Source organism: Bacillus sp. BSL6 (assembly GCF_052928345.1).
The window spans coordinates 1-18999 of the sequence record NZ_JAVGCW010000016.1 but is presented as its reverse complement, the minus strand read 5'-3'; the positions used below and the strand labels follow the sequence as shown (position 1 = coordinate 18999).

19 protein-coding genes are annotated in these 18999 nt (G+C 36.9%); 10 read left to right on the top strand and 9 right to left on the bottom strand.

Features of this window, described 5'->3' with window-relative positions:
* Positions 1-291: 291 nt before the first annotated feature.
* A complete protein-coding gene (locus RCJ96_RS26545; protein ID WP_000287154.1) occupies positions 292-1668 on the top strand; it encodes a glycine--tRNA ligase in 1377 nt (458 codons plus the stop codon).
* A 41-nt stretch (positions 1669-1709) separates the two neighbouring features.
* Here the strand turns inward: RCJ96_RS26545 and RCJ96_RS26540 are convergent, their stop codons facing one another.
* Positions 1710-2093: a hotdog fold thioesterase gene (locus tag RCJ96_RS26540; RefSeq protein ID WP_001140608.1), complete on the bottom strand. Its 384-nt coding sequence runs from the start codon at positions 2091-2093 to the stop codon at positions 1710-1712.
* 95 nt (positions 2094-2188) lie between these two features.
* Here RCJ96_RS26540 and RCJ96_RS26535 point away from each other — a divergent pair, with 95 nt between their 5' ends.
* The 3 genes from RCJ96_RS26535 to RCJ96_RS26525 all read left to right on the top strand — a co-directional run bounded on the left by RCJ96_RS26535 (position 2189) and on the right by RCJ96_RS26525 (position 4560).
* Positions 2189-2932 (top strand): DUF3298 and DUF4163 domain-containing protein, encoded by a 744-nt coding sequence (locus RCJ96_RS26535; RefSeq protein WP_270796213.1) that lies wholly within the window; start codon positions 2189-2191, stop codon positions 2930-2932.
* A gap of 50 nt (positions 2933-2982) precedes the next feature.
* The gene (locus tag RCJ96_RS26530; protein WP_001252165.1) at positions 2983-3576 is read left to right on the top strand and encodes a biotin transporter BioY; all 594 of its coding nucleotides are present in this window, start codon (positions 2983-2985) and stop codon (positions 3574-3576) included.
* 147 nt (positions 3577-3723) lie between these two features.
* Positions 3724-4560: a hypothetical protein gene (locus tag RCJ96_RS26525; RefSeq protein ID WP_048553481.1), complete on the top strand. Its 837-nt coding sequence runs from the start codon at positions 3724-3726 to the stop codon at positions 4558-4560.
* Between the two features lie 104 nt (positions 4561-4664).
* Here RCJ96_RS26525 and galU read toward each other — a convergent pair whose 3' ends face one another.
* Entirely contained in the window at positions 4665-5552 is an 888-nt protein-coding gene (gene galU / locus RCJ96_RS26520; protein WP_002081150.1) for a UTP--glucose-1-phosphate uridylyltransferase GalU, read from the bottom strand.
* Positions 5553-5659: 107 nt separating this feature from the next.
* Positions 5660-7384 carry a phospho-sugar mutase gene (locus RCJ96_RS26515; protein ID WP_270796210.1) on the bottom strand — a complete coding sequence of 575 codons (1725 nt, stop codon included), beginning with the start codon at positions 7382-7384 and terminating at the stop codon, positions 5660-5662.
* Positions 7385-7527: 143 nt separating this feature from the next.
* Here RCJ96_RS26515 and cdaS point away from each other — a divergent pair, with 143 nt between their 5' ends.
* Positions 7528-8133: a sporulation-specific diadenylate cyclase CdaS gene (gene cdaS, locus RCJ96_RS26510; protein WP_001209528.1), complete on the top strand. Its 606-nt coding sequence runs from the start codon at positions 7528-7530 to the stop codon at positions 8131-8133.
* An 81-nt stretch (positions 8134-8214) separates the two neighbouring features.
* On the opposite strand, the gene pepA is transcribed toward cdaS, so the two are convergent.
* The 5 genes from pepA to RCJ96_RS26485 form a co-directional block, all read right to left on the bottom strand.
* Complete coding sequence (gene pepA / locus RCJ96_RS26505) at positions 8215-9699, bottom strand: cytosol aminopeptidase (protein ID WP_416504345.1); 1485 nt, start codon at positions 9697-9699, stop codon at positions 8215-8217.
* Positions 9700-9845: 146 nt separating this feature from the next.
* A complete protein-coding gene (locus RCJ96_RS26500) occupies positions 9846-10472 on the bottom strand; it encodes a 3D domain-containing protein (protein ID WP_000920101.1) in 627 nt (208 codons plus the stop codon).
* An 87-nt stretch (positions 10473-10559) separates the two neighbouring features.
* Positions 10560-10877: a YuiB family protein gene (locus RCJ96_RS26495; protein ID WP_000027015.1), complete on the bottom strand. Its 318-nt coding sequence runs from the start codon at positions 10875-10877 to the stop codon at positions 10560-10562.
* Complete coding sequence (locus RCJ96_RS26490) at positions 10874-11380, bottom strand: NUDIX hydrolase (RefSeq protein ID WP_000415311.1); 507 nt, start codon at positions 11378-11380, stop codon at positions 10874-10876. Before RCJ96_RS26490 ends, RCJ96_RS26495 begins: the two co-directional genes overlap by 4 nt.
* A gap of 123 nt (positions 11381-11503) precedes the next feature.
* On the bottom strand, positions 11504-12712 hold the full coding sequence (locus RCJ96_RS26485) for an NAD(P)/FAD-dependent oxidoreductase (RefSeq protein ID WP_000856615.1): 1209 nt from the start codon (positions 12710-12712) through the stop codon (positions 11504-11506).
* A gap of 462 nt (positions 12713-13174) precedes the next feature.
* Here RCJ96_RS26485 and RCJ96_RS26480 point away from each other — a divergent pair, with 462 nt between their 5' ends.
* The 3 genes from RCJ96_RS26480 to RCJ96_RS26470 all read left to right on the top strand — a co-directional run bounded on the left by RCJ96_RS26480 (position 13175) and on the right by RCJ96_RS26470 (position 16343).
* Positions 13175-14164, top strand: coding sequence for an NAD(P)/FAD-dependent oxidoreductase (locus RCJ96_RS26480; RefSeq protein WP_000829779.1), 990 nt, complete (start codon positions 13175-13177; stop codon positions 14162-14164).
* A gap of 124 nt (positions 14165-14288) precedes the next feature.
* On the top strand, positions 14289-14765 hold the full coding sequence (locus RCJ96_RS26475) for a GyrI-like domain-containing protein (protein WP_416504343.1): 477 nt from the start codon (positions 14289-14291) through the stop codon (positions 14763-14765).
* Positions 14766-15095: 330 nt separating this feature from the next.
* Positions 15096-16343: an MFS transporter gene (locus RCJ96_RS26470; protein ID WP_074606383.1), complete on the top strand. Its 1248-nt coding sequence runs from the start codon at positions 15096-15098 to the stop codon at positions 16341-16343.
* Positions 16344-16353: 10 nt separating this feature from the next.
* Here the strand turns inward: RCJ96_RS26470 and RCJ96_RS26465 are convergent, their stop codons facing one another.
* Complete coding sequence (locus RCJ96_RS26465; protein ID WP_416504342.1) at positions 16354-17241, bottom strand: helix-turn-helix domain-containing protein; 888 nt, start codon at positions 17239-17241, stop codon at positions 16354-16356.
* A gap of 79 nt (positions 17242-17320) precedes the next feature.
* Between RCJ96_RS26465 and RCJ96_RS26460 the strand changes: the two genes are divergently transcribed.
* Both RCJ96_RS26460 and RCJ96_RS26455 read left to right on the top strand, forming a co-directional pair.
* A complete protein-coding gene (locus RCJ96_RS26460) occupies positions 17321-17782 on the top strand; it encodes a DUF523 domain-containing protein (RefSeq protein ID WP_001982685.1) in 462 nt (153 codons plus the stop codon).
* Between the two features lie 322 nt (positions 17783-18104).
* Positions 18105-18932, top strand: a complete 828-nt coding sequence (locus RCJ96_RS26455; protein ID WP_446699909.1) for a helix-turn-helix domain-containing protein — start codon at positions 18105-18107, stop codon at positions 18930-18932.
* The last annotated feature ends 67 nt before the right edge of the window (positions 18933-18999 follow it).

Below are 18999 nucleotides of genomic sequence, written 5' to 3'. Positions count from 1 at the left end.
TTATTAATATAAGTAGCGATGACGGACTTATAAGTACTTGCACAAAAAGCGATTCAGGGATAGTGAAAGCCTGAAACCGCAAGGAAACGGCAGTCTCGAGCAATACGTGATAAAGTGGATGCACCTTTTGTGTATCAACTAGGGTGGAACCGCGGGCAAACGCTCGTCCCTAGGCAATTAAGCCTTGGGATGAGCGTTTTTTTATGTTTTTCAAAGCATATACTGCTCGTTTCACAAGTTACCTGAGCACGTCATCGCCAATACGTTAACTTTCAAAAGGAGGATTTTCTTATGTATTCAATGGAACAAGTAGTAAACTTAGCGAAACATCGCGGTTTTGTTTTCCCTGGTTCTGAAATTTACGGTGGTCTTGCAAACACTTGGGATTACGGTCCACTTGGAATCGAATTAAAAAATAACGTTAAAAAAGCTTGGTGGAAAAAATTCATTCAAGAATCTCCATACAACGTTGGTTTAGACGCAGCTATTTTAATGAACCCAAAAACTTGGATCGCTTCTGGTCACGTTGGTAACTTCAACGATCCAATGATCGACTGTAAAAAATGTAAAGCGCGTCACCGTGCTGACAAATTAATTGAAGATGCATTAGATGCAAAAGGCATCGAAATGGTTGTTGATGGTCTTACTTTCGACCAAATGGCTGACTTAATGAAAGAACATGAAGTAAAATGTCCTGATTGCGGTAGTGAAGAATTCACTGAAATCCGTCAGTTCAACTTAATGTTCAAAACATTCCAAGGTGTTACAGAGTCTAGCACAAACGAAATCTTCCTTCGTCCAGAAACAGCACAAGGTATTTTCGTAAACTTCAAAAACGTACAACGCTCTATGCGTAAAAAACTTCCATTTGGTATTGGCCAAATCGGTAAAAGCTTCCGTAACGAAATCACGCCTGGTAACTTCACATTCCGTACACGTGAATTCGAACAAATGGAACTTGAATTCTTCTGTAAGCCTGGTGAAGATTTAGAGTGGTTCGCATTCTGGCGTGAAACTTGTAAGAACTGGTTACTTTCACTTGGTATGACTGAAGAAAGCATGCGTCTTCGTGACCACGGTGAAGAGGAATTATCTCACTACAGTAACGCAACAACTGACATTGAATTCAAATTCCCATTCGGTTGGGGCGAACTATGGGGCGTTGCATCTCGTACAGACTTCGATTTAAAACGTCACATGGAACACTCTAACGAAGACTTTAACTATATTGATCCACAAACGAATGAGCGTTACGTACCGTACTGCATCGAGCCATCTTTAGGTGCTGATCGCGTAACATTAGCGTTCTTATGTGATGCATATGAAGAAGAGCAATTAGAAAACGATTCTCGTACAGTTCTTCGTTTCCACCCTGCTTTAGCACCATACAAAGCAGCGATCTTACCATTATCTAAAAAGCTATCTGAAGGTGCTACTGAAGTATTTGCAGAACTAGCTAAAGACTTCATGGTAGACTTTGACGAAACTGGTTCTATCGGTAAACGTTACCGTCGTCAAGACGAAATCGGTACACCATTCTGTATCACTTATGACTTCGACTCAGTTGAAGACAAAGCTGTTACAGTACGTGACCGTGACACAATGGAACAAGTTCGTATGCCAATTAGCGAACTAAAAGGTTTCTTAGAGAAGAAAATCCAGTTCTAATTATAAGAAAAAGAGGCTGCTCATTAGAGCAGCCTCTTTTTTTACTTTTCACGTTTTTCTTTAATTGCTACTGTACATCTTGAAATACATAATAAATCGTCATTCTCATCAATGATACGTACATCCCAAACCATCGTTGAGTTTCCTCTATGTATCGGTGTTCCGATCGCTGTTACAATTCCATCTTTCTTTGAGCGAATATGATTTGCATTAATTTCTAAACCGAAACAAATACATTTTTCTTGATCAATTAAATTGTATGAACCAACGCTTGCTACTGTTTCCGCTAACGCAAGAGATGCACCACCGTGTAAAAAACCAAACGGCTGATGTGTACGTTCATCAACAGGCATCGTAGCAACTACCTTATCTTCTGTCATCTCTAACAACTCAATTCCAAGCGAATCCATTAAAGTTTTTGCCATATCGTTTCCCCCTTCTCTCACTTTAATTAAATGTATAATTTTACCTATTTACTTTCAAACTACTTATAACACTTATATAAGGAGGCTTCACCTAAATGAAACAGAAATTTTTTATACTATCGCTTATGTTCTCCTTGCTGACTATTGTACCAAATTGTGCACTAGCAGCCAAAGCATCCAACCTGACAATCGATGTTCAGACTGTCACGCAAAAAGGTAAGAAACCTTATATAGAATATCAAATTAACAGACCTTCTTTTCATAACTTTTCCGATTCTAAATTTCAAAATAAGCTCAATTTCTATTACAAAAAATCTACTGACAAATTTAAAACCAGATTAGAAAAAGACGCAAAAAAATATTATAAAGAAACAGAAGGGTCAAGTACACCATTTCATCCATACGTGGCGAATGTTGATTATAAAGTCTCTTTAAATAAACCACCTTTTCTTAGCCTATATTTGAATTACTATCAATATACAGGCGGAGCACACGGTCTTTATACGTGGAAGGCAAACACATTCGATTTAAACGAAAAAAAGTTACTACACTTAGACGATTTATTTCAACAAGAAGATAAATATAAAGACGTAATTCGTGCTGAGATTGTAAGACAAATTAAACAAAATGAAAGTATTTATTTTCCTGATGCATCTGAAAAAGTCATGAGCACGAAAAAGTTCCACTTCTTTTTAGAACCGGACAATCTCGTCATTTATTTCCCTTTATATGAGATTGCCCCTTATTCAAGTGGAATTCCGCAATTTCGTATTCCTTATACGTTGTTAAGAGACTATTTGAAGACTTCTTATCAAAATATTTTAATTGACAACAAGTAAATCTTTTCGCTACGATAATGTTAACCTAAAAACAACAGGAGGTTAACATTATGAGAAGATTTCATGTTTTAGATTTAGCATTAGCTGCCATGTTCGTTGCTCTTATGGCCATTGGTGCAAATATTGTATCTTGGGCACCATTCCTGCAAGTAGCGGGCATCCCATTATCTATGCAACCATTTTTCGCAATTTTAGCAGGGCTTCTTCTTGGAAGTAGACTTGGTGCATTATCAATGACTGTTTACATGCTAGTTGGAGTAGCGGGTGCACCAATCTTCGCTAACTTCAAAGCTGGATTTGGAGCACTTTTAGATCCTACTGGTGGTTTTATTATCGCATTTATTATCGTTGCTTACGTATCAGGAAAACTAGTAGAACAAAAAGAACGACCGACATTCAGTACATTTGCAATTGCTTCGTTCACAGGAATCATTTTAACGTATATTATCGGTACTACTTACATGTACGGGGCAGTCAATCTTTTCATGGGTGGTAATATGAGCTATAAAGCTGCTTGGATGATTATGATGTGGTTCGCAGTAAAAGATATTGCATTTACCATTATCGGTGCTATTATCGCACCTCGTATATACTATGCTGTACGTCGTTCCGCTTATCAGCATTCTCATTCGACAATTTCATAATAAAAAAGAGTTATCTTACTATGTTAAGATAACTCTTTTTTTATTTTCGACAATATACGACACATGTTAGAAATGATTTTTGTTATGCTAATTCAGCAAATCTTATATTTATACATCTAATTAGAACAATATTTTGGAGGAAAATCAGTGAATCTATCAAAAAATACACTTATTAAAATAAGTGTCGGAGTACTATCTTTATTTTTCATACTAAGTATGAGTATCGGTTACAAATTATATGGAAATAGTGAGTTAGGAATGTCATATACCTTTGGAAACGGCCTAGCATTTTTCTTTTTAATTCTTACTATAGCTAGTTTATGCGCGACTTTAATCTTTATTGTTATTGGGTTAATTAAGAAAGTACGAAAATTGCCAGCAAAAAAATCTTTAGTAACATCTATAATATTATTTGTTACATCAATTATATCCATTATCGTTCTACTCTTTACGATAACAAAAGTAACAAATATAGAAGAGGAATACCAAGCTCTTCAAGCCCAAAAGAAAAAAGAAGCAAATTACTTAATTGCCGCAGCATCTTTTTATAATAATATAAACACCTTTAAATATGCAGCATCTTACGTATTATCCGAGTATTCAACTACATGGTCAAGTGCAATAGATAAAAGACAAGACTTCAATCATGCACTAAGTTCTAAGAGAACAGAAATTGACGGAATGATTACAACTGTTGATACGTTTTATAGCACAATGGGAAATGATTTAAAGTTAGTCTCTGAAGCCGCAAAAGAACAGCCTAATAAGTATAAAGAAACCTATGAAGAATATAAAAAAATATACGGGATTATTACAGCGCTTAACGAACAAGCCCAATCTCCAAGTGGCAGCTTAATTTCATTTAATCAAAATGTTAATGCATTGATTCAAGAATACAAAAAAGCAGCTGGAAATATTAATATCGCTATTACTGATGAAATTAAATCCAAAGCTAATGAGCTAAAGCCTACTGATAAAAATTAAAGACACTCTCTCCAGAGTGTCTTTTTTATCAAAAAATCCCCTTTTAGATTAAGCAGTAAATACGTTCTTTTACCGCCCATCCAACAGGGGATTATATCATTATATTAAGACTCTTGATTCGTTTGTTCTTCTAAAATTTTCTTCATCATTGCAACCATGTCATCACGTAATTCTGGGTGTTGCAGTGCCATTTCGATTGTCGTTTGAACGAATCCTAGCTTTTCACCTACATCGTAGCGCTTTCCTTCGAAATCGTAAGCAAATACACGTTGAATTTCATTTAAGCTTTGGATTGCATCTGTTAACTGAATTTCGCCACCAGCACCAACATGTTGCTGTTCTAAGAACATAAAGATTTCAGGCGTTAAAATGTAACGTCCCATAATCGCTAAGTTTGAAGGTGCTGTACCTTGCGCTGGCTTCTCGACGAAATTGCGAACTTGGTAACGACGACCTTCTTGTTCTAATGGATCAATAATTCCATAGCGATGTGTTTCCGACTCTGGAACAGTTTGTACACCAATAACAGAAGAAAGTGTTTTTTCATACTCATCCATTAATTGACGTAAACATGGTTTCTCAGCTTGGACAATATCATCACCTAGTAGCACTGCAAACGGCTCATCGCCAATGAATTTACGTGCACACCAAACAGCATGTCCTAGCCCTTTCGGTTCTTTTTGACGGATGTAATGAATATCTACCATTTTTGAAGAAGCTTGTACTTTTTCAAGCAACTCATATTTTTTCTTCTCCAATAAGTTTTGTTCTAGTTCAAATGCGTTATCAAAATGATCTTCGATAGAACGCTTTGTTTTACCAGTAACGATAATAATATCTTCGATACCCGATTTCACTGCTTCTTCTACAATGTATTGGATCGTTGGTTTATCTACTATCGGTAACATTTCTTTCGGCATTGCTTTCGTTGCTGGTAAAAAACGTGTTCCTAATCCAGCTGCTGGGATTATCGCTTTTCTTACTTTTTTCATCACAAAATACCCTCTCTCCTGTCGGAATCAATAGCAATCATTTCCTACATAAAACAAAAGGGAGATTTCGCTCCCTTTTGTTCCTTACTACTTAAAATTACTTTGTATTATAAACGATTCATAATGTCTTCTTTAATAGTAAGTAACTTTTGTTCACTATTTTGTAAAGAACTATCTTTTACACCAAAGTAGAACTTAATCTTCGGTTCAGTTCCAGATGGACGTAGGCAGAACCATGAACCATCCTCTAATTGATATTTTAACACATTTGATTTCGGTAAGTGAATCTCTTCTTTATGTCCATCTTGTAAAGATGTAACGATGCTTGCTTTATAGTCTTCAACTGCCACGACTGTTAAGCCCGCTACTTCTTTCGGAGGATTTTCACGGAACGTTGCCATCATCTCTTGGATTTTTTCCGCTCCATCTTTTCCTTTTAACGTTAACGACACAAGGTCTTCACGGAAGAAGCCGTACTTCTCAAATACTTCTAATAGACCGTCATATAACGTCTTCCCTTGAGATTTGTAGTATGCAGCTACTTCACATGCGAATAGGACAGATTGTACTGCATCTTTATCACGGCAGAATGGGCGGATTAAATAACCATAGCTTTCCTCATAACCGAATTGGAACTCATATTGTCCGCTTTCTTCATACTGTCTAATTTTCTCACCGATAAATTTAAACCCAGTTAACGTATCAATTGTATCTAAACCGTATGCTTTCGCGATTGTACGGCCGATTTCAGACGTTACGATTGTTTTTAATACGACACCGTTCTCTGGAAGCGTTCCGTTTTCTTTCTTTTGTGATAGTAAATAATCAAGCATTAATGCACCTGTTTGGTTACCAGTTAATACTTGGAACTCACCATCGTGATTACGAACTGCTACACCAAGGCGATCTGCGTCAGGATCTGTTGCGATTAATACATCCGCTCCTACCTTTTCACCGTCACGAATTGCATATTCAAATGCTGCATGCTCTTCTGGGTTCGGTGATTTTACTGTAGAGAAGTTCGGATCTGGTAACTCTTGCTCTTTTACAACTGTTACATCTGTAAATCCAACTTCTTTTAAACCACGGCGTACAGAAATATTTGATGTTCCGTGTAGTGGTGTGAAGACGATTTTTAAATCTTTGCCGGCCTTTTCCACCATTTCTTTATTAATAATGACATTGTTCAATTCTGCAGCATATGCATCATCGACTTCTTGTCCAATAATATGTAATAAACCGTCAGCTTTTAATTGCTCCACATTAGCAACCTCAACTGTTAACTCGTCTTTTACTGCGTTTACGTAGCTAATTAATTCATCAGCTTCTTTCGGAGGCAACTGTCCACCATCTTCACCGTATACTTTATAACCGTTATATTCAGGCGGATTATGACTTGCAGTAAGAACGATTCCACTCACTGTATGTAAATGACGAACTGCGAAAGAAAGCACTGGCGTTGGACGTAAGCTTTCAAACACATATGTTGTAATGCCGTGTGCACCTAGTGTAGCAGCAACTTCCATTGCGAACTCAGGTGATTTATGACGAGAATCATAGGCTACAACAACACCGCGTTTTTTCGCTTCCTCACCTAACTTTTCGATAAAGCTTGCTAATCCTTTTGTCGCTTTACGAACTGTATATACGTTCAGACGGTTCGTACCAGCACCAAGTTCACCACGCATACCACCTGTGCCAAACTCTAGATTTTTATAAAAGCTATCCTCGATTTTCTTCTCATCTTGCTTCATATTTTCTAGCTGTTCTTTTAATTCTGCATCTAATTGTGCGTAAGAAAGCCAGCGACTAAATTCTTGTTTCCAATTCATTCTTCTCTCTCCTCTCGCTCGTCATACCTTTATTATATGAAAAAAACATGCTGTATCTCAATATTTTATAAAATCTAGCAGGATTTTACTAGGAATATTTGTATACACTATTGTTAAATACTCCACTAAAGGGAATGAGGATTATGCGCGAATGGGGCTTGTCAGAAGAGCTCAAAATACAAACAAAGCAAATGATTGAAATTGCTGAAAAAGAACTATCGATTATGAGGAGCGCAATCGATAAAGAAGACGAATGTATTTTATGCAAAATGGAAGATATTCATCATATGTTAGCAAATGTACAAACATTGGCAGCTACATACTATATTCAAGCATATTTATCACCTTATACGGAAAGTTCATCTTTTATTACGACAGCTATCCAACATTTAAGCGCCCGAAAACATGGCGCTCTTATCGTTGTGGAACGAAACGAGACGCTTGAAGCTTTCATTCAAACTGGAACAACATTAAACGCTCATTTAACCGCACCATTACTCGAATCAATATTTTATCCAGGTAACCCTCTTCATGATGGAGCCGTTCTCGTTAAAAATAATCATATTGTCTCAGCTGCCAATATTCTTCCGCTCACGAAAAGCACAGAAGTTGATCCTGAACTAGGAACACGTCACAGAGCTGCAATTGGCTTATCAGAAAAAAGCGATGCCCTTATTTTAGTTGTCTCTGAAGAAACGGGCCGCACTTCCTTTGCTTTAAACGGGACTTTATATACAATTTCTCTATAAAGTAAAATTACATCGGCCGTAACACCATATATCAATAAAAAAGGCTGTTCCAAAATGTAGGAACAGCCCTCTCTTACGATCTTATTCTTCGCCGAAACGTTCAACAAGCGTTGCAAGTGTACGTACCATCGCACCTGTTGCTCCAGCTGGACCTAAATCATGTGTTCCTGATGATTCAGATGTTCCAGCGATGTCTAAGTGTACCCAAGGTGTATCTTCAGCAAATTCACCTAGGAATGTACCAGCCATAACCGCATGTCCTTCGCGGCCTGGTGAGTTATTTAAATCAGCAAACTTACTGTTTCTCACGCGTTCTTTATCACGATCAAAAATCGGTAATTGCCAAATTGATTCATCTGTTTCCATAGATGCTTCTAGCACTTGCTCAAACAACTCTTCATTGTTTGTCATTGCACCCGTCGTATGATTTCCAAGTGCAACAATTACACCACCTGTTAATGTCGCAACATCAATGAGATAGTTTGCACCTAATTTTTTCGCATACGTAATACCGTCAGCTAATGCTAAGCGACCTTCTGCATCTGTATTTAATACTTCAATTGTTTTTCCGCTCATAGATGTGATTACATCGTCTGGCTTAAATGCTGTACCACTTACAACGTTATCCGTTGATGGAATAACAGCGATCACATTTTGCTCTGGGCGAAGTTCACCGATAATTTCCATCGCACCTAATACAGCAGCTGCACCGCCCATATCACCTTTCATACCGACCATGCCTTCACGTGGTTTTAAAGAATAACCGCCTGTATCGTATGTGATTCCTTTTCCAACGAATCCAATAACATCTGTCCACTCTTCTTTTCCTTTATAAATAAGAGCGATCATTTTTGGTGGTTCTACACTACCTTGGTTTACTGCAAGTAACGCACCCATACCAAGCTCTTCCATCTCTTCTTTCTCAAGAACTTTATAATCCATATCATACTTCTCCGCTAACTCAACAGCATACTCAGCAAGCTTCGTCGCTGTTAATACGTTTGGCGGCATATTTACAAGTGTACGAGCTGAATTTGTTGCACGTCCATGTACGTAGCCAACTGTTAATGCCGCTTCAATTTCCTGTGCATCTTCCGCTGTAATAGCCGTAAACTTCTCTAACTCTACACGATCCTTTTTATCTGATTTATACGTTTGTAACTCATATGTACCAAGGCCTTGTACTTCTGCCGCAATATGAGCGACATCAATCGCGTCTAATTTCTCTGTTACGAAAGAATCAAGTAAGATTGCTGCATCTTGTACTTTTGCTGCTTGCAGTGTTTTAAACGTCTTACCAAGAGCCGAACGTAATGTTTCTGTCGTATAAGATTCTTTCTTGCCTAAACCAACGAAATAATAACGTTTCACATCTGTTTTTCCTAAACTATGTACTTTTGAAATAGCTTTCTTCTTCGTAGAAAGTTCTTTCTCTTCTAATAAAACTTGTAATTGTCCTTCAAACACTTTGTCCAGTTCTTGTACAAAGCTACTCGTTTCCTCTTCTTCAAATAAGGCAACAACCACCGCTTCATGGCTTGCTAATTCTTTTTGTACTTGGAACATGTTCAGACCCCCTAAATTTCTCTACTCTACCTTTATTATAACTTTATTTTCGATAAAATGCGACAATTCTAACTTCTGTTATATTCTATCTAGTCCCTATTTCCTCCAATATAAAATAAAAAAAGTCTAGCGTAATTACCACTAGACTATCTTTGTTTTAAATATTGTCCGCGAAACACTTGCATCGTCTCATCTTGGTTTAACATCGTTAACTCTTCTTCTGAAAACTTACCATTTCCTATCTTAACTACATATACATTTACTTTTTTCTTACCCCATTGGCTATAAACATCTTTCACCGTATCATAGTACAAATCAAGACGGTTTCCTTTTATTGCACCGCCCTTATCAGCTACTACACCATACCCATAACCTGGTACGAATAAGATTGTTCCAATTGGGAATACGCGTAAGTCCGCTGCAATTGTGGAATATAAATCCCTTTTCGCCTTAACACCTGAATATGTAATACCATACTCCGGATGTCCCGGCCTCTTACCAGTTGACTCAATTCCCGACGTATAACCTGTTGCCGTCATTTCAATTGAACGATATTTAGACCAGTCGTTTGCCTGCTCTAAAGCATTTATCACTTCTTTACTCGGAGCAACATTTCTCTTAACTTCTGCTGCATGTACTTCTTTTGCACTCGTTCCCTCATATTTCTTTACAATCTCTAATAAAGAAACTCCTGTGAAAGCATTCCATGTTACGCATAATGCAATTGCAAGTAAACAAGTCATCATAATGCGAATACAATATCGTTTTAACATTTTTATATGCCACACTCCTTCATCGTTAATCATTCCCTATACGATGAAAGAATATGCAAAAAAAATAATCTCCAATTGCATTGGAGATTAAAACATTTGATATCCGCTTTTCCGAAGTTTTTTAATTACGATTCCTGCTAAAGCAGCACCTACTAACCCAGTAGATAAAATAAACACATCTGCTTGTCCTAAATGCGATACACTTGTCCCAAATGAAGAAAATGTTTCTTTTGGCTTTGAAAAATAATCCCACATACTCGCCTTATTAATAATAAGCATACAAACAATCGGATATACAATAACCATTACCCATGTCGCTCGCAATATCATGTTGAGTAAAAATCCAATTCCAAAAAACAAAATGAAAAATAACATCATTGAAATAAGTAATACCGGTATACTCACTCTTTCTCCCTCTCCTTCGTATGTGCCGTAAATACATGATAGGCTGTATAACCAAACTGCTCTCCTGGATTTAATGTTTTGTCCATTTCAAGATGTAATTCTGATTGTCTTTCTAACAAATATGTAATAAGTACAGACGTATTTGGATCGTCCGCAATCGTATCTGGATGTAGAAACGCTACTTCAGACAATTCCTTCTCCTGTACAATAATCTCTTCCCCTTCAGGCTCCAAAAGGAAAATAATCATATTATCACTAATCTCATTGCGAATCACGCCCGATCTAACACCAATGATCCCCTTCACATGAGCGACAATACCTGTCTCTTCTAACACTTCACGTTTCACAGCTTCATCAACGGTCTCACCTTCATTTACAAAACCAGCCGGTAAAGACCATTTCCCCTTTAACCCACTGTATTTCTTCTTAACGAATAACCACCTGCCATCCTTTGTAGCTACTAGGCCACTGACAGCTAACCATACTTTTCCTCGCTTCTCCATGATGTCATACCCTCCTCTATTAGAACGGACAGAATATTCTTTCTTTTTTATATATTATACTATATTTTTTAAATGAAAAAAGCAGAAACAGCTCTTAGCGGTTTCTGCTTTTTCTACTATATATTAAAAGAACTTTAATTTACCTTTTTTAAGAACTAATAAAGGTCCACCTAATAAGAATAGGTAACGGTTATCGATCACTTTCTTCATGAAGGAAGCTTTCCAACCTGTTAACTTTTTGCCCATAACAACGCCCATTGCATCGTCATGACCTAAAGAACATACAGATCCTTTATTGTCGAATACGAATTTCTTCATTTCGCCTTTACCACGAACTAACACAGTTAAGTTGTGCGCAATGTTGTAACCTTGTTGAATTGCGATCTGTGCTGTTGGTGGGTATGGACGGTTAATTTCTTCGTTAATGATTAAAGCTGCGTCACCAACCATGAATACATCTTCGTATCCTGGAGCGTGCATGTACTCATCAACTTTTACACGTCCGCGCATTGCTTCAAAGCCAGACTCTTCCACAATACCGTTACCACGAACACCTGCAGCCCAAACTACTGTTTCAGACTTAATTAATTCAGTATCATCACCGTTTGCAACGATAATACCTTCTTCAGTTGCTTCTTTAATTGCTGTACCGATGCGGAATTCTACACCTTTTTTCTCAAGTTGTTTCACAGCGTATTCTACTAATGCTGGATCGAAACCTGGAAGTGCTGTTGGAGCAGCTTCTACACAGATAATACGTGCTTTTTCACGTGGTACATTGTACTGTTTGCAAAGTTCAGGAACACGGTTTGCAAGCTCACCTACGTACTCGATACCAGTAAATCCAGCACCACCAACAACGATTGTTACTAACTCATCGCGCTTTTCATCTGCATATTTAGCGAAGCTAGCTTCCATATGCTCACGAATTTGACGAGTTGCATTAATGTTAGCGATTGAGAATGCATGCTCTTTTAATCCTGTAATTCCGAATGTTTCTGATTCGAAACCAAGACCGATTACTAAGTAGTCATATTCTAACTCGCCGTCTTTTAAGATAATGCGTTTTTCAGCAGCTTTAATTTCTACTACTGTATCTTGTACAAAGTTCACTTTATTTGTATCAATAACGTCTTGAATATCTAGACAGATTTTTTCATCTTGTAATGTACCAGCTGCGCTCTCGTGTAACCAAGTCGCTTGGTAGTGATAGCTGTTGTTGTTTACTAACGTAATTTCAGCTTCATTTACAGATAATGCTTTTTGCAGACGAACAGTCGTAATCATCCCGCCATAACCTGCACCTAAAACTACGATTTTTGGAGTCTTCACCAAATCACAACCCTTTTCTTTATATAATAGTAATAAAAAATAATACCAAGTACCAAAAAACTCTATTTGTCAAGAATGTGGAATTTATCACATTCTATATCATAACAAAATGCAGTCAAAAAATCGTACGAATTTTGTCATAGAAATTTAACATAATACTTCCCTATATTAGTCGGTTTTATTCCAGAATTCAAGCGTCTGGAGAATTATCAATATTTTAAAATAACATAGCGTTTTCAAGGGTTTTTCAGCCTTTTTTTCATGTATTTTCCTTTCTCCATATTTTATACAATTAAAAAGTGTCTATGCGAAAACTTACACACAATTCAGTCGTTTTCAGAAGTATTATGAACTGAAATATGCTATCATTTATTTGAAAGTATCATCATTTGCAGGATTTTCGTGTACATATGAACAATATATGAAATCAATATCAAAATTCCATCTATAGGGGGAATGAAAGTGGCAGAAAATCAAAAAGTTTACGACATAACGATTATTGGTGGTGGTCCAACAGGACTATTCACAGCATTTTATGGCGGTATGAGACAAGCAAGTGTAAAAATTATTGAAAGCTTACCTCAGCTTGGAGGACAATTATCCGCACTCTACCCTGAAAAATACATTTATGATGTAGCTGGATTCCCGAAAGTGCGTGCACAAGAGTTAGTTGATAACTTAAAAGAGCAAATGAAGAAATTTGATCCAACCGTTTGTTTAGAAGAAGCTGTTGATACGCTTGAGAAACAAGCTGACGGTATATTTAAACTTGTTACAAATAAGCAAACTCACTATTCTAAATCAGTCATTATTACTGCTGGTAACGGTGCTTTCCAACCACGCCGCTTAGAATTAGAAGGGACAGCAAAGTACGAAAAGAAAAATTTACATTATTTCGTTGATGATATGAATAAATTTGCTGGTAAGCGCGTCGTAGTATTTGGCGGCGGCGATTCAGCTGTTGATTGGACAATGATGTTAGAGCCAATCGCCGACAAAGTTACAATCGTTCATCGCCGTGATAAATTCCGTGCGCATGAACATAGCGTAGAAAGCTTAATGAACTCTCGTGCAGAAGTAAGCACACCATACGTTCCAGTAGAACTCATTGGTGATGACAAAATTGAACAAGTCGTTCTACAACACGTAAAAACAGAAGAAAAAATTATCATCGATGTTGATGATGTAATCGTAAACTACGGCTTCGTTTCTTCCCTTGGCCCAATAAAAAACTGGGGCTTAGATATACAAAAAAACAGCATTCTCGTGAATTCGAAAATGGAAACAAATATTCCTGGCATTTACGCTGCTGGTGACATTTGTACATATGAAGGAAAAGTAAAGCTCATTGCTTGCGGCTTCGGTGAAGCACCAACAGCAGTAAACAATGCGAAAGCTTACTTCGATCCAAACGCAAAACTTCAACCGATGCATAGCTCTAGTATGTTTTAATATAGAAATGAAAAGAACTCCTTTTATGCGAAGGAGTTCTTTTTTATTACGCTATCGTTCCCTTCCAAAATATGTTACAATAAATAAGAACAAACGTTCTATCCAATAAGGGGGATATTTAAAAATGAAAGAACCTACTATCGTAAAAAAAGAAGCTTTCCAAGCAATCGGCATTTCGATTACGACGACCAACGAAAAAGAGGCATCTACTGAAGGGAAAATTCCCGGGCTTTGGAACCGGTACTTCCAAGAACAAATGATGCACCACATTCCAAATCAAAAAACGAAAGAAACATTCGCTTTCTACTCAAATTACGAATCAGATGAAACGGGTACATATAAATACACAATTGGCATGCCTGTTTCTTCATTAGAAGACGTTCCTGCAAATATGACAACTTTAACAATACCTACCGCTACGTATGCGGTATTTACAACGAGAAAAGGACCAGTTGCTGAAGTCGTTTGCGAGGCTTGGGAATATATTTGGAAATGGTCAAAAGAAAACAAACGTGCTTTTACAACAGACTTTGAGCTTTATGACGAAAGAGCGTTAGATCCAAACAACGTTCAATTGGATATTTATATTGCATTAGCCTAAACGACAAAAAAGAAGATACCATTTGGTATCTTCTTTTTTGTCGTTAAATAGCCACTGTGCAAATTCCACATTATTGTCTACAATGAGAAAGTGCAGTATAGAAATATTAGAAACTGTATAAAGTGAAACTATACTCAGTGGTGGGGGAATTCATCCCCCACCACTGAGTATTAGTTGAAACAATCGGACGTTTACGGGCAGTTAGTCTCCCACCTAACTTCTTTGCTCGAGCCAAATTTTGAGGTGGGAGTTTTACTGCCCGTTAACGCGGGATAAAGTGATTGTTAACAAGTTTTTTAGTTTAAATTTGTCACATAGAAAGGAAGCAATATGGAGGAACTACAACAAAATAAATCTGCTTTAGAAGGAAGCGGAAAACCGTTATTAAAAAATACGAATTTCCTTTTTCTTTGGGCAGCTACTCTTTTTTCAAGTTTCGCTTTAGCCTTTTTTACTTTTTCACAAACGTGGTACATAGCAAAAACATTAAACCTTGAAGCATCACTCGGTGTTGTTTTCGTAGCTCTTAGTGTTCCAAGGCTTGTTTTTATGATTATCGGCGGCGCTGTAGCTGATAAATTCCCGAAAAAAAACATTATGTTTTATTCTAATATTGTTCGTGCGATTCTTGTCGCAACTATCCTTACATGGTTCATCGTAGGTGATGTAACACTATATACATTTGCTTTATTCGCTTTATTCTTTGGACTTGCTGATGCTTTTTTCTGGTCAGCTGATGGATCTATCTTGCCTGAACTTGTAGAAAAAAGCCGTTTAACACAAGCAAACTCACTTACACAAATGACGAACCAAGCATCGGTTATTTTAGGACCTGTACTTGGCGGCATTCTTATCAAATTTACGAACTATGAAACGATTTTCTCGATTACAATTTTATTACTCATTGTCGCAGCCATACTCGTTCAAAAAATACAATTTACCATGCCAGAGCAGCAAAATACAGACAAAGGCATGTTCACTTCTATTAAAGAAGGAATTTTATATGTAAAGGAATCACCATTCCTTTCAACTTTCCTTATTTGTAGCGCCTTTCTAAACTTATTTTTAATCGGTCCGATGCAAGTCGGTTTCCCGCTTTTCGTTAAAAATGTTCTGCATGGTGATTCGCTTCAGTTTAGTTACTTAGAAGCGTCTGTCGGCGGCGGAATGGCAATAGGCGCTGTCATTGTCGGTTTAAAAAATATTAATCGTAGACGCGGTCTATTTTGTATTATTATGATGCTACTGTCTGGCGTATTCTTCTTATCCATCAACTTTAGCACCGTACTTTGGCAAGCATTATTAGCTGGCATGTTTTACGGTATTACAATCGCAATGGCTATCGTTCCGCTTATGGCGATGATTCAATCGACAGTGAAAGAAGAAATGATGGGACGTGTAATGAGTTTACTTATGCTATCATCAATGGGCTTTATCCCGCTTTCTTACGCATTCACATCTATCGCGCTTGCAATAGGAATTCCAATCGTAACCGTTATGAAAAGTGGTGCAATCGCCGTTATCGTCTTCGTACTATTTGTAGCGATTCGTGTTCCAGTTGTAAGAAAGTTTGATTAACTACTTGGAGTCATGCATTTACGCATGGCTCCTTTTTAAACGGATCAAATAACGGTATCCCCTTACTTCTTCTCAGTACTGCTCCCCATTCTAATCCAACCTCTAAAAATAAATCCCGCACTGTACTATATAAAAGTGCCTTCACATTTTTACGGATTTCCCCGTATTTATACGCTCTCACAACACTTTTCACGCGCCAAATGAAATTCCCATACACTTCTTCATCAGCTAATATTTGCTCCAGTAAAACACCTTGTTCTAGTAACCCACTCTTTTTATACGCAAGTTCCACCTTACTCCAAAATATATTAAGCTTCTTCGGATTACTCGTCATCGGCAGAAGTGCGTATATAAAAGGCTTCGGTATATCGTGACGACAATACGTCTCATCAAGCTCGTACGTTCCTTTTCTTTTCTCTTTTATTTGTGGAATGTTTTTAGAAAGAATTGTTTCCCCCTCATATTTTTGCTCATTTTTACTACAGCCAGCTGCATCATTCTCACTTTCACATGCGGACAATTTCATACGGTCATCCATGCGGTCAATTGCAGATGTAAGAAAAACATATAAGTTCGCACTATACCCGCCGCGCTTATGTCTTTCTTTTGTCGCAACACGCTTTATAATTCCTAGTTCCTCTAACTTTGCAATGGAGCGGCGTACTGTACGAATACTTTTTCCAACATTCGTCGCAATCGTCTCCATTAACGGACAAGCAACCCCCACTGTTTTCTGTTTCTCATTCACTGCATACTTTCCTAAAAAATGAATAATAGTAGCATCCGTTTTATTTAATTGAAATCGGTAGCACTTCAAAACTTGTTTTTGATATGTATTAAACTCTTCTTTACTTCGAAATTCACTATATGGTTTCATTAAATTATATAAGCTTCCCATTTTTATCACCTCACTTATAAATAAGGAATCGGAAGGGAATTTGGCGTGGTAATTAATATTTTTTATTGGAGATGAAAATATGATCGTAATTAGCGCTTGTTTAGGTGGTATTGCTTGTCGTTATGATGGAAATGACAATCTCATTTCAAAAATAGAGGAGCTCCTGCAAAAAGAAGATACAGTCCTCATTTGTCCTGAAGTATTAGGTGGATTGCCAACGCCTCGTCCCTCAGCTGAAATTATTGGCGGGAATGGCGATGACGTTTTGGATGGAAAAGCGAAAGTGATGACAAAAGATGGTAAAGATGTCACGGAATCTTTCGTGAGCGGTGCTTATAAAGCGCTAGAACAAATCAAAAATTTACACCCAGAATATATTATTTTGAAAGAACGTAGTCCATCTTGTGGTAGTTCTACCATTTACACGGGAGAATTTAACGGGAATAAACAAACTGGTTACGGGGTAACAACTGCTTTATTTAAAAGACATGGATTTACAGTCATTTCAGAAGAGGATTTTGAGAATCAAAAAAGGAATTGACCCTGTTCGTCAATGAATGCAAGTTAATATTATGTTAAAAGTAGCGAAAAATGCTTATATATCAACGGTTTGCACTACATTAAAAAACACGAATATAAATTAAATTTTATTCGTTTGTTACCAAAATGTGACCACAAAAACAAAAGAGCACAGCGTGTATATAAAGTGCGTCAACACTCTATATACCGTCCACCTGATTGCAGCAGGTAAACATTTGCTATACTCTCATGAGTTATTTTACATCATGAAGGGTCTATTAAGCAACGTTTACCAAATTATTGGTGACGTTGCTTTTTTGTTTCCAAAAAGGAGACAAACCGTTATGGAAAAGAAAAAAGGGATTACAATTATTGCAGGAAATGAAACATATGAAAACCTAGCAACATTTAAAACTGTCGATGAATTAAATAAAACTGTTCGTGCATACAAAGAGAAATTCGCAGATCAGTTAAATAAAACTCAATTAGCTGTATTAAATAAATTACACAACTATTCTTCTAAGTTCTTTGGTGTATCTTTCAGAGCGAAAAAGAACATCGCTGAAGACCTTAATATTAGCCGTAGAACGGTTATTAGAGTATGCCTACACTTAGAGTCTTTAGGTATTATTAAACAGCTAGAAATGAAGCGTAATAGCGATATGAGACAAACAAGTAATGCTATTGTTATTCAACCAATTATTGTGGAAGAACAGGTTGTCACACAAGCATCTATTAAAAATGAAGAAAAATGTCACACCAATAAAACAACCCCTGTTTCCTTAAAACAAAAGATTAAAGATAAAAACAAACGTAATAGTAATGAGAATAGCAATACACCTGAGGAAAATATTAAAGAAGCTGATTTTGTTGCTCACTGGGTACCAAAACGTTTTATTTCTTTAGTTCGCTCTTTTTATCATGAATCAAAAACAATTCAAGAGTTCTGGAAGGTCGTAAGACAGTGCAATAAAATCGTTAACTATACAACAGGTGATAAAGCATTTACTAAAGACCAGGAGCTTACTATTGGCTTAAATGCTATTAAAGAATTCGTTATGAAAATTAAAGCCGGCACAAAAATGAACAAGGGTAAATTTGCTTATTTCAATGGGATTGTAAATAACTTAATGGACAAGTTCTACTTTGATAAAGAGTTTATGGGAGCATAATAAAAATTTAGAAATGGGGAATGCACGATGAAAACAACTGAAGAAATGCTACAAGCAATTAAGGACT

Bases quoted from the DNA above. Each gene is read 5' to 3' on its own strand.
- RCJ96_RS26455 (WP_446699909.1), top strand. From the start codon at position 18,105: ATGGAAAAGAAAAAAGGGATTACAATTATTGCAGGAAATGAAACATAT.
- RCJ96_RS26545 (WP_000287154.1), top strand. From the start codon at position 292: ATGTATTCAATGGAACAAGTAGTAAACTTAGCGAAACATCGCGGTTTT.
- RCJ96_RS26460 (WP_001982685.1), top strand. From the start codon at position 17,321: ATGATCGTAATTAGCGCTTGTTTAGGTGGTATTGCTTGTCGTTATGAT.
- RCJ96_RS26540 (WP_001140608.1), bottom strand. From the start codon at position 2,093: ATGGCAAAAACTTTAATGGATTCGCTTGGAATTGAGTTGTTAGAGATG.
- RCJ96_RS26490 (WP_000415311.1), bottom strand. From the start codon at position 11,380: ATGGAGAAGCGAGGAAAAGTATGGTTAGCTGTCAGTGGCCTAGTAGCT.
- RCJ96_RS26515 (WP_270796210.1), bottom strand. From the start codon at position 7,384: ATGAATTGGAAACAAGAATTTAGTCGCTGGCTTTCTTACGCACAATTA.
- RCJ96_RS26530 (WP_001252165.1), top strand. From the start codon at position 2,983: ATGAGAAGATTTCATGTTTTAGATTTAGCATTAGCTGCCATGTTCGTT.
- RCJ96_RS26500 (WP_000920101.1), bottom strand. From the start codon at position 10,472: ATGTTAAAACGATATTGTATTCGCATTATGATGACTTGTTTACTTGCA.
- pepA (WP_416504345.1), bottom strand. From the start codon at position 9,699: ATGTTCCAAGTACAAAAAGAATTAGCAAGCCATGAAGCGGTGGTTGTT.
- cdaS (WP_001209528.1), top strand. From the start codon at position 7,528: ATGCGCGAATGGGGCTTGTCAGAAGAGCTCAAAATACAAACAAAGCAA.
- RCJ96_RS26465 (WP_416504342.1), bottom strand. From the start codon at position 17,241: ATGGGAAGCTTATATAATTTAATGAAACCATATAGTGAATTTCGAAGT.
- RCJ96_RS26475 (WP_416504343.1), top strand. From the start codon at position 14,289: ATGAAAGAACCTACTATCGTAAAAAAAGAAGCTTTCCAAGCAATCGGC.
- RCJ96_RS26470 (WP_074606383.1), top strand. From the start codon at position 15,096: ATGGAGGAACTACAACAAAATAAATCTGCTTTAGAAGGAAGCGGAAAA.
- RCJ96_RS26535 (WP_270796213.1), top strand. From the start codon at position 2,189: ATGAAACAGAAATTTTTTATACTATCGCTTATGTTCTCCTTGCTGACT.
- galU (WP_002081150.1), bottom strand. From the start codon at position 5,552: ATGAAAAAAGTAAGAAAAGCGATAATCCCAGCAGCTGGATTAGGAACA.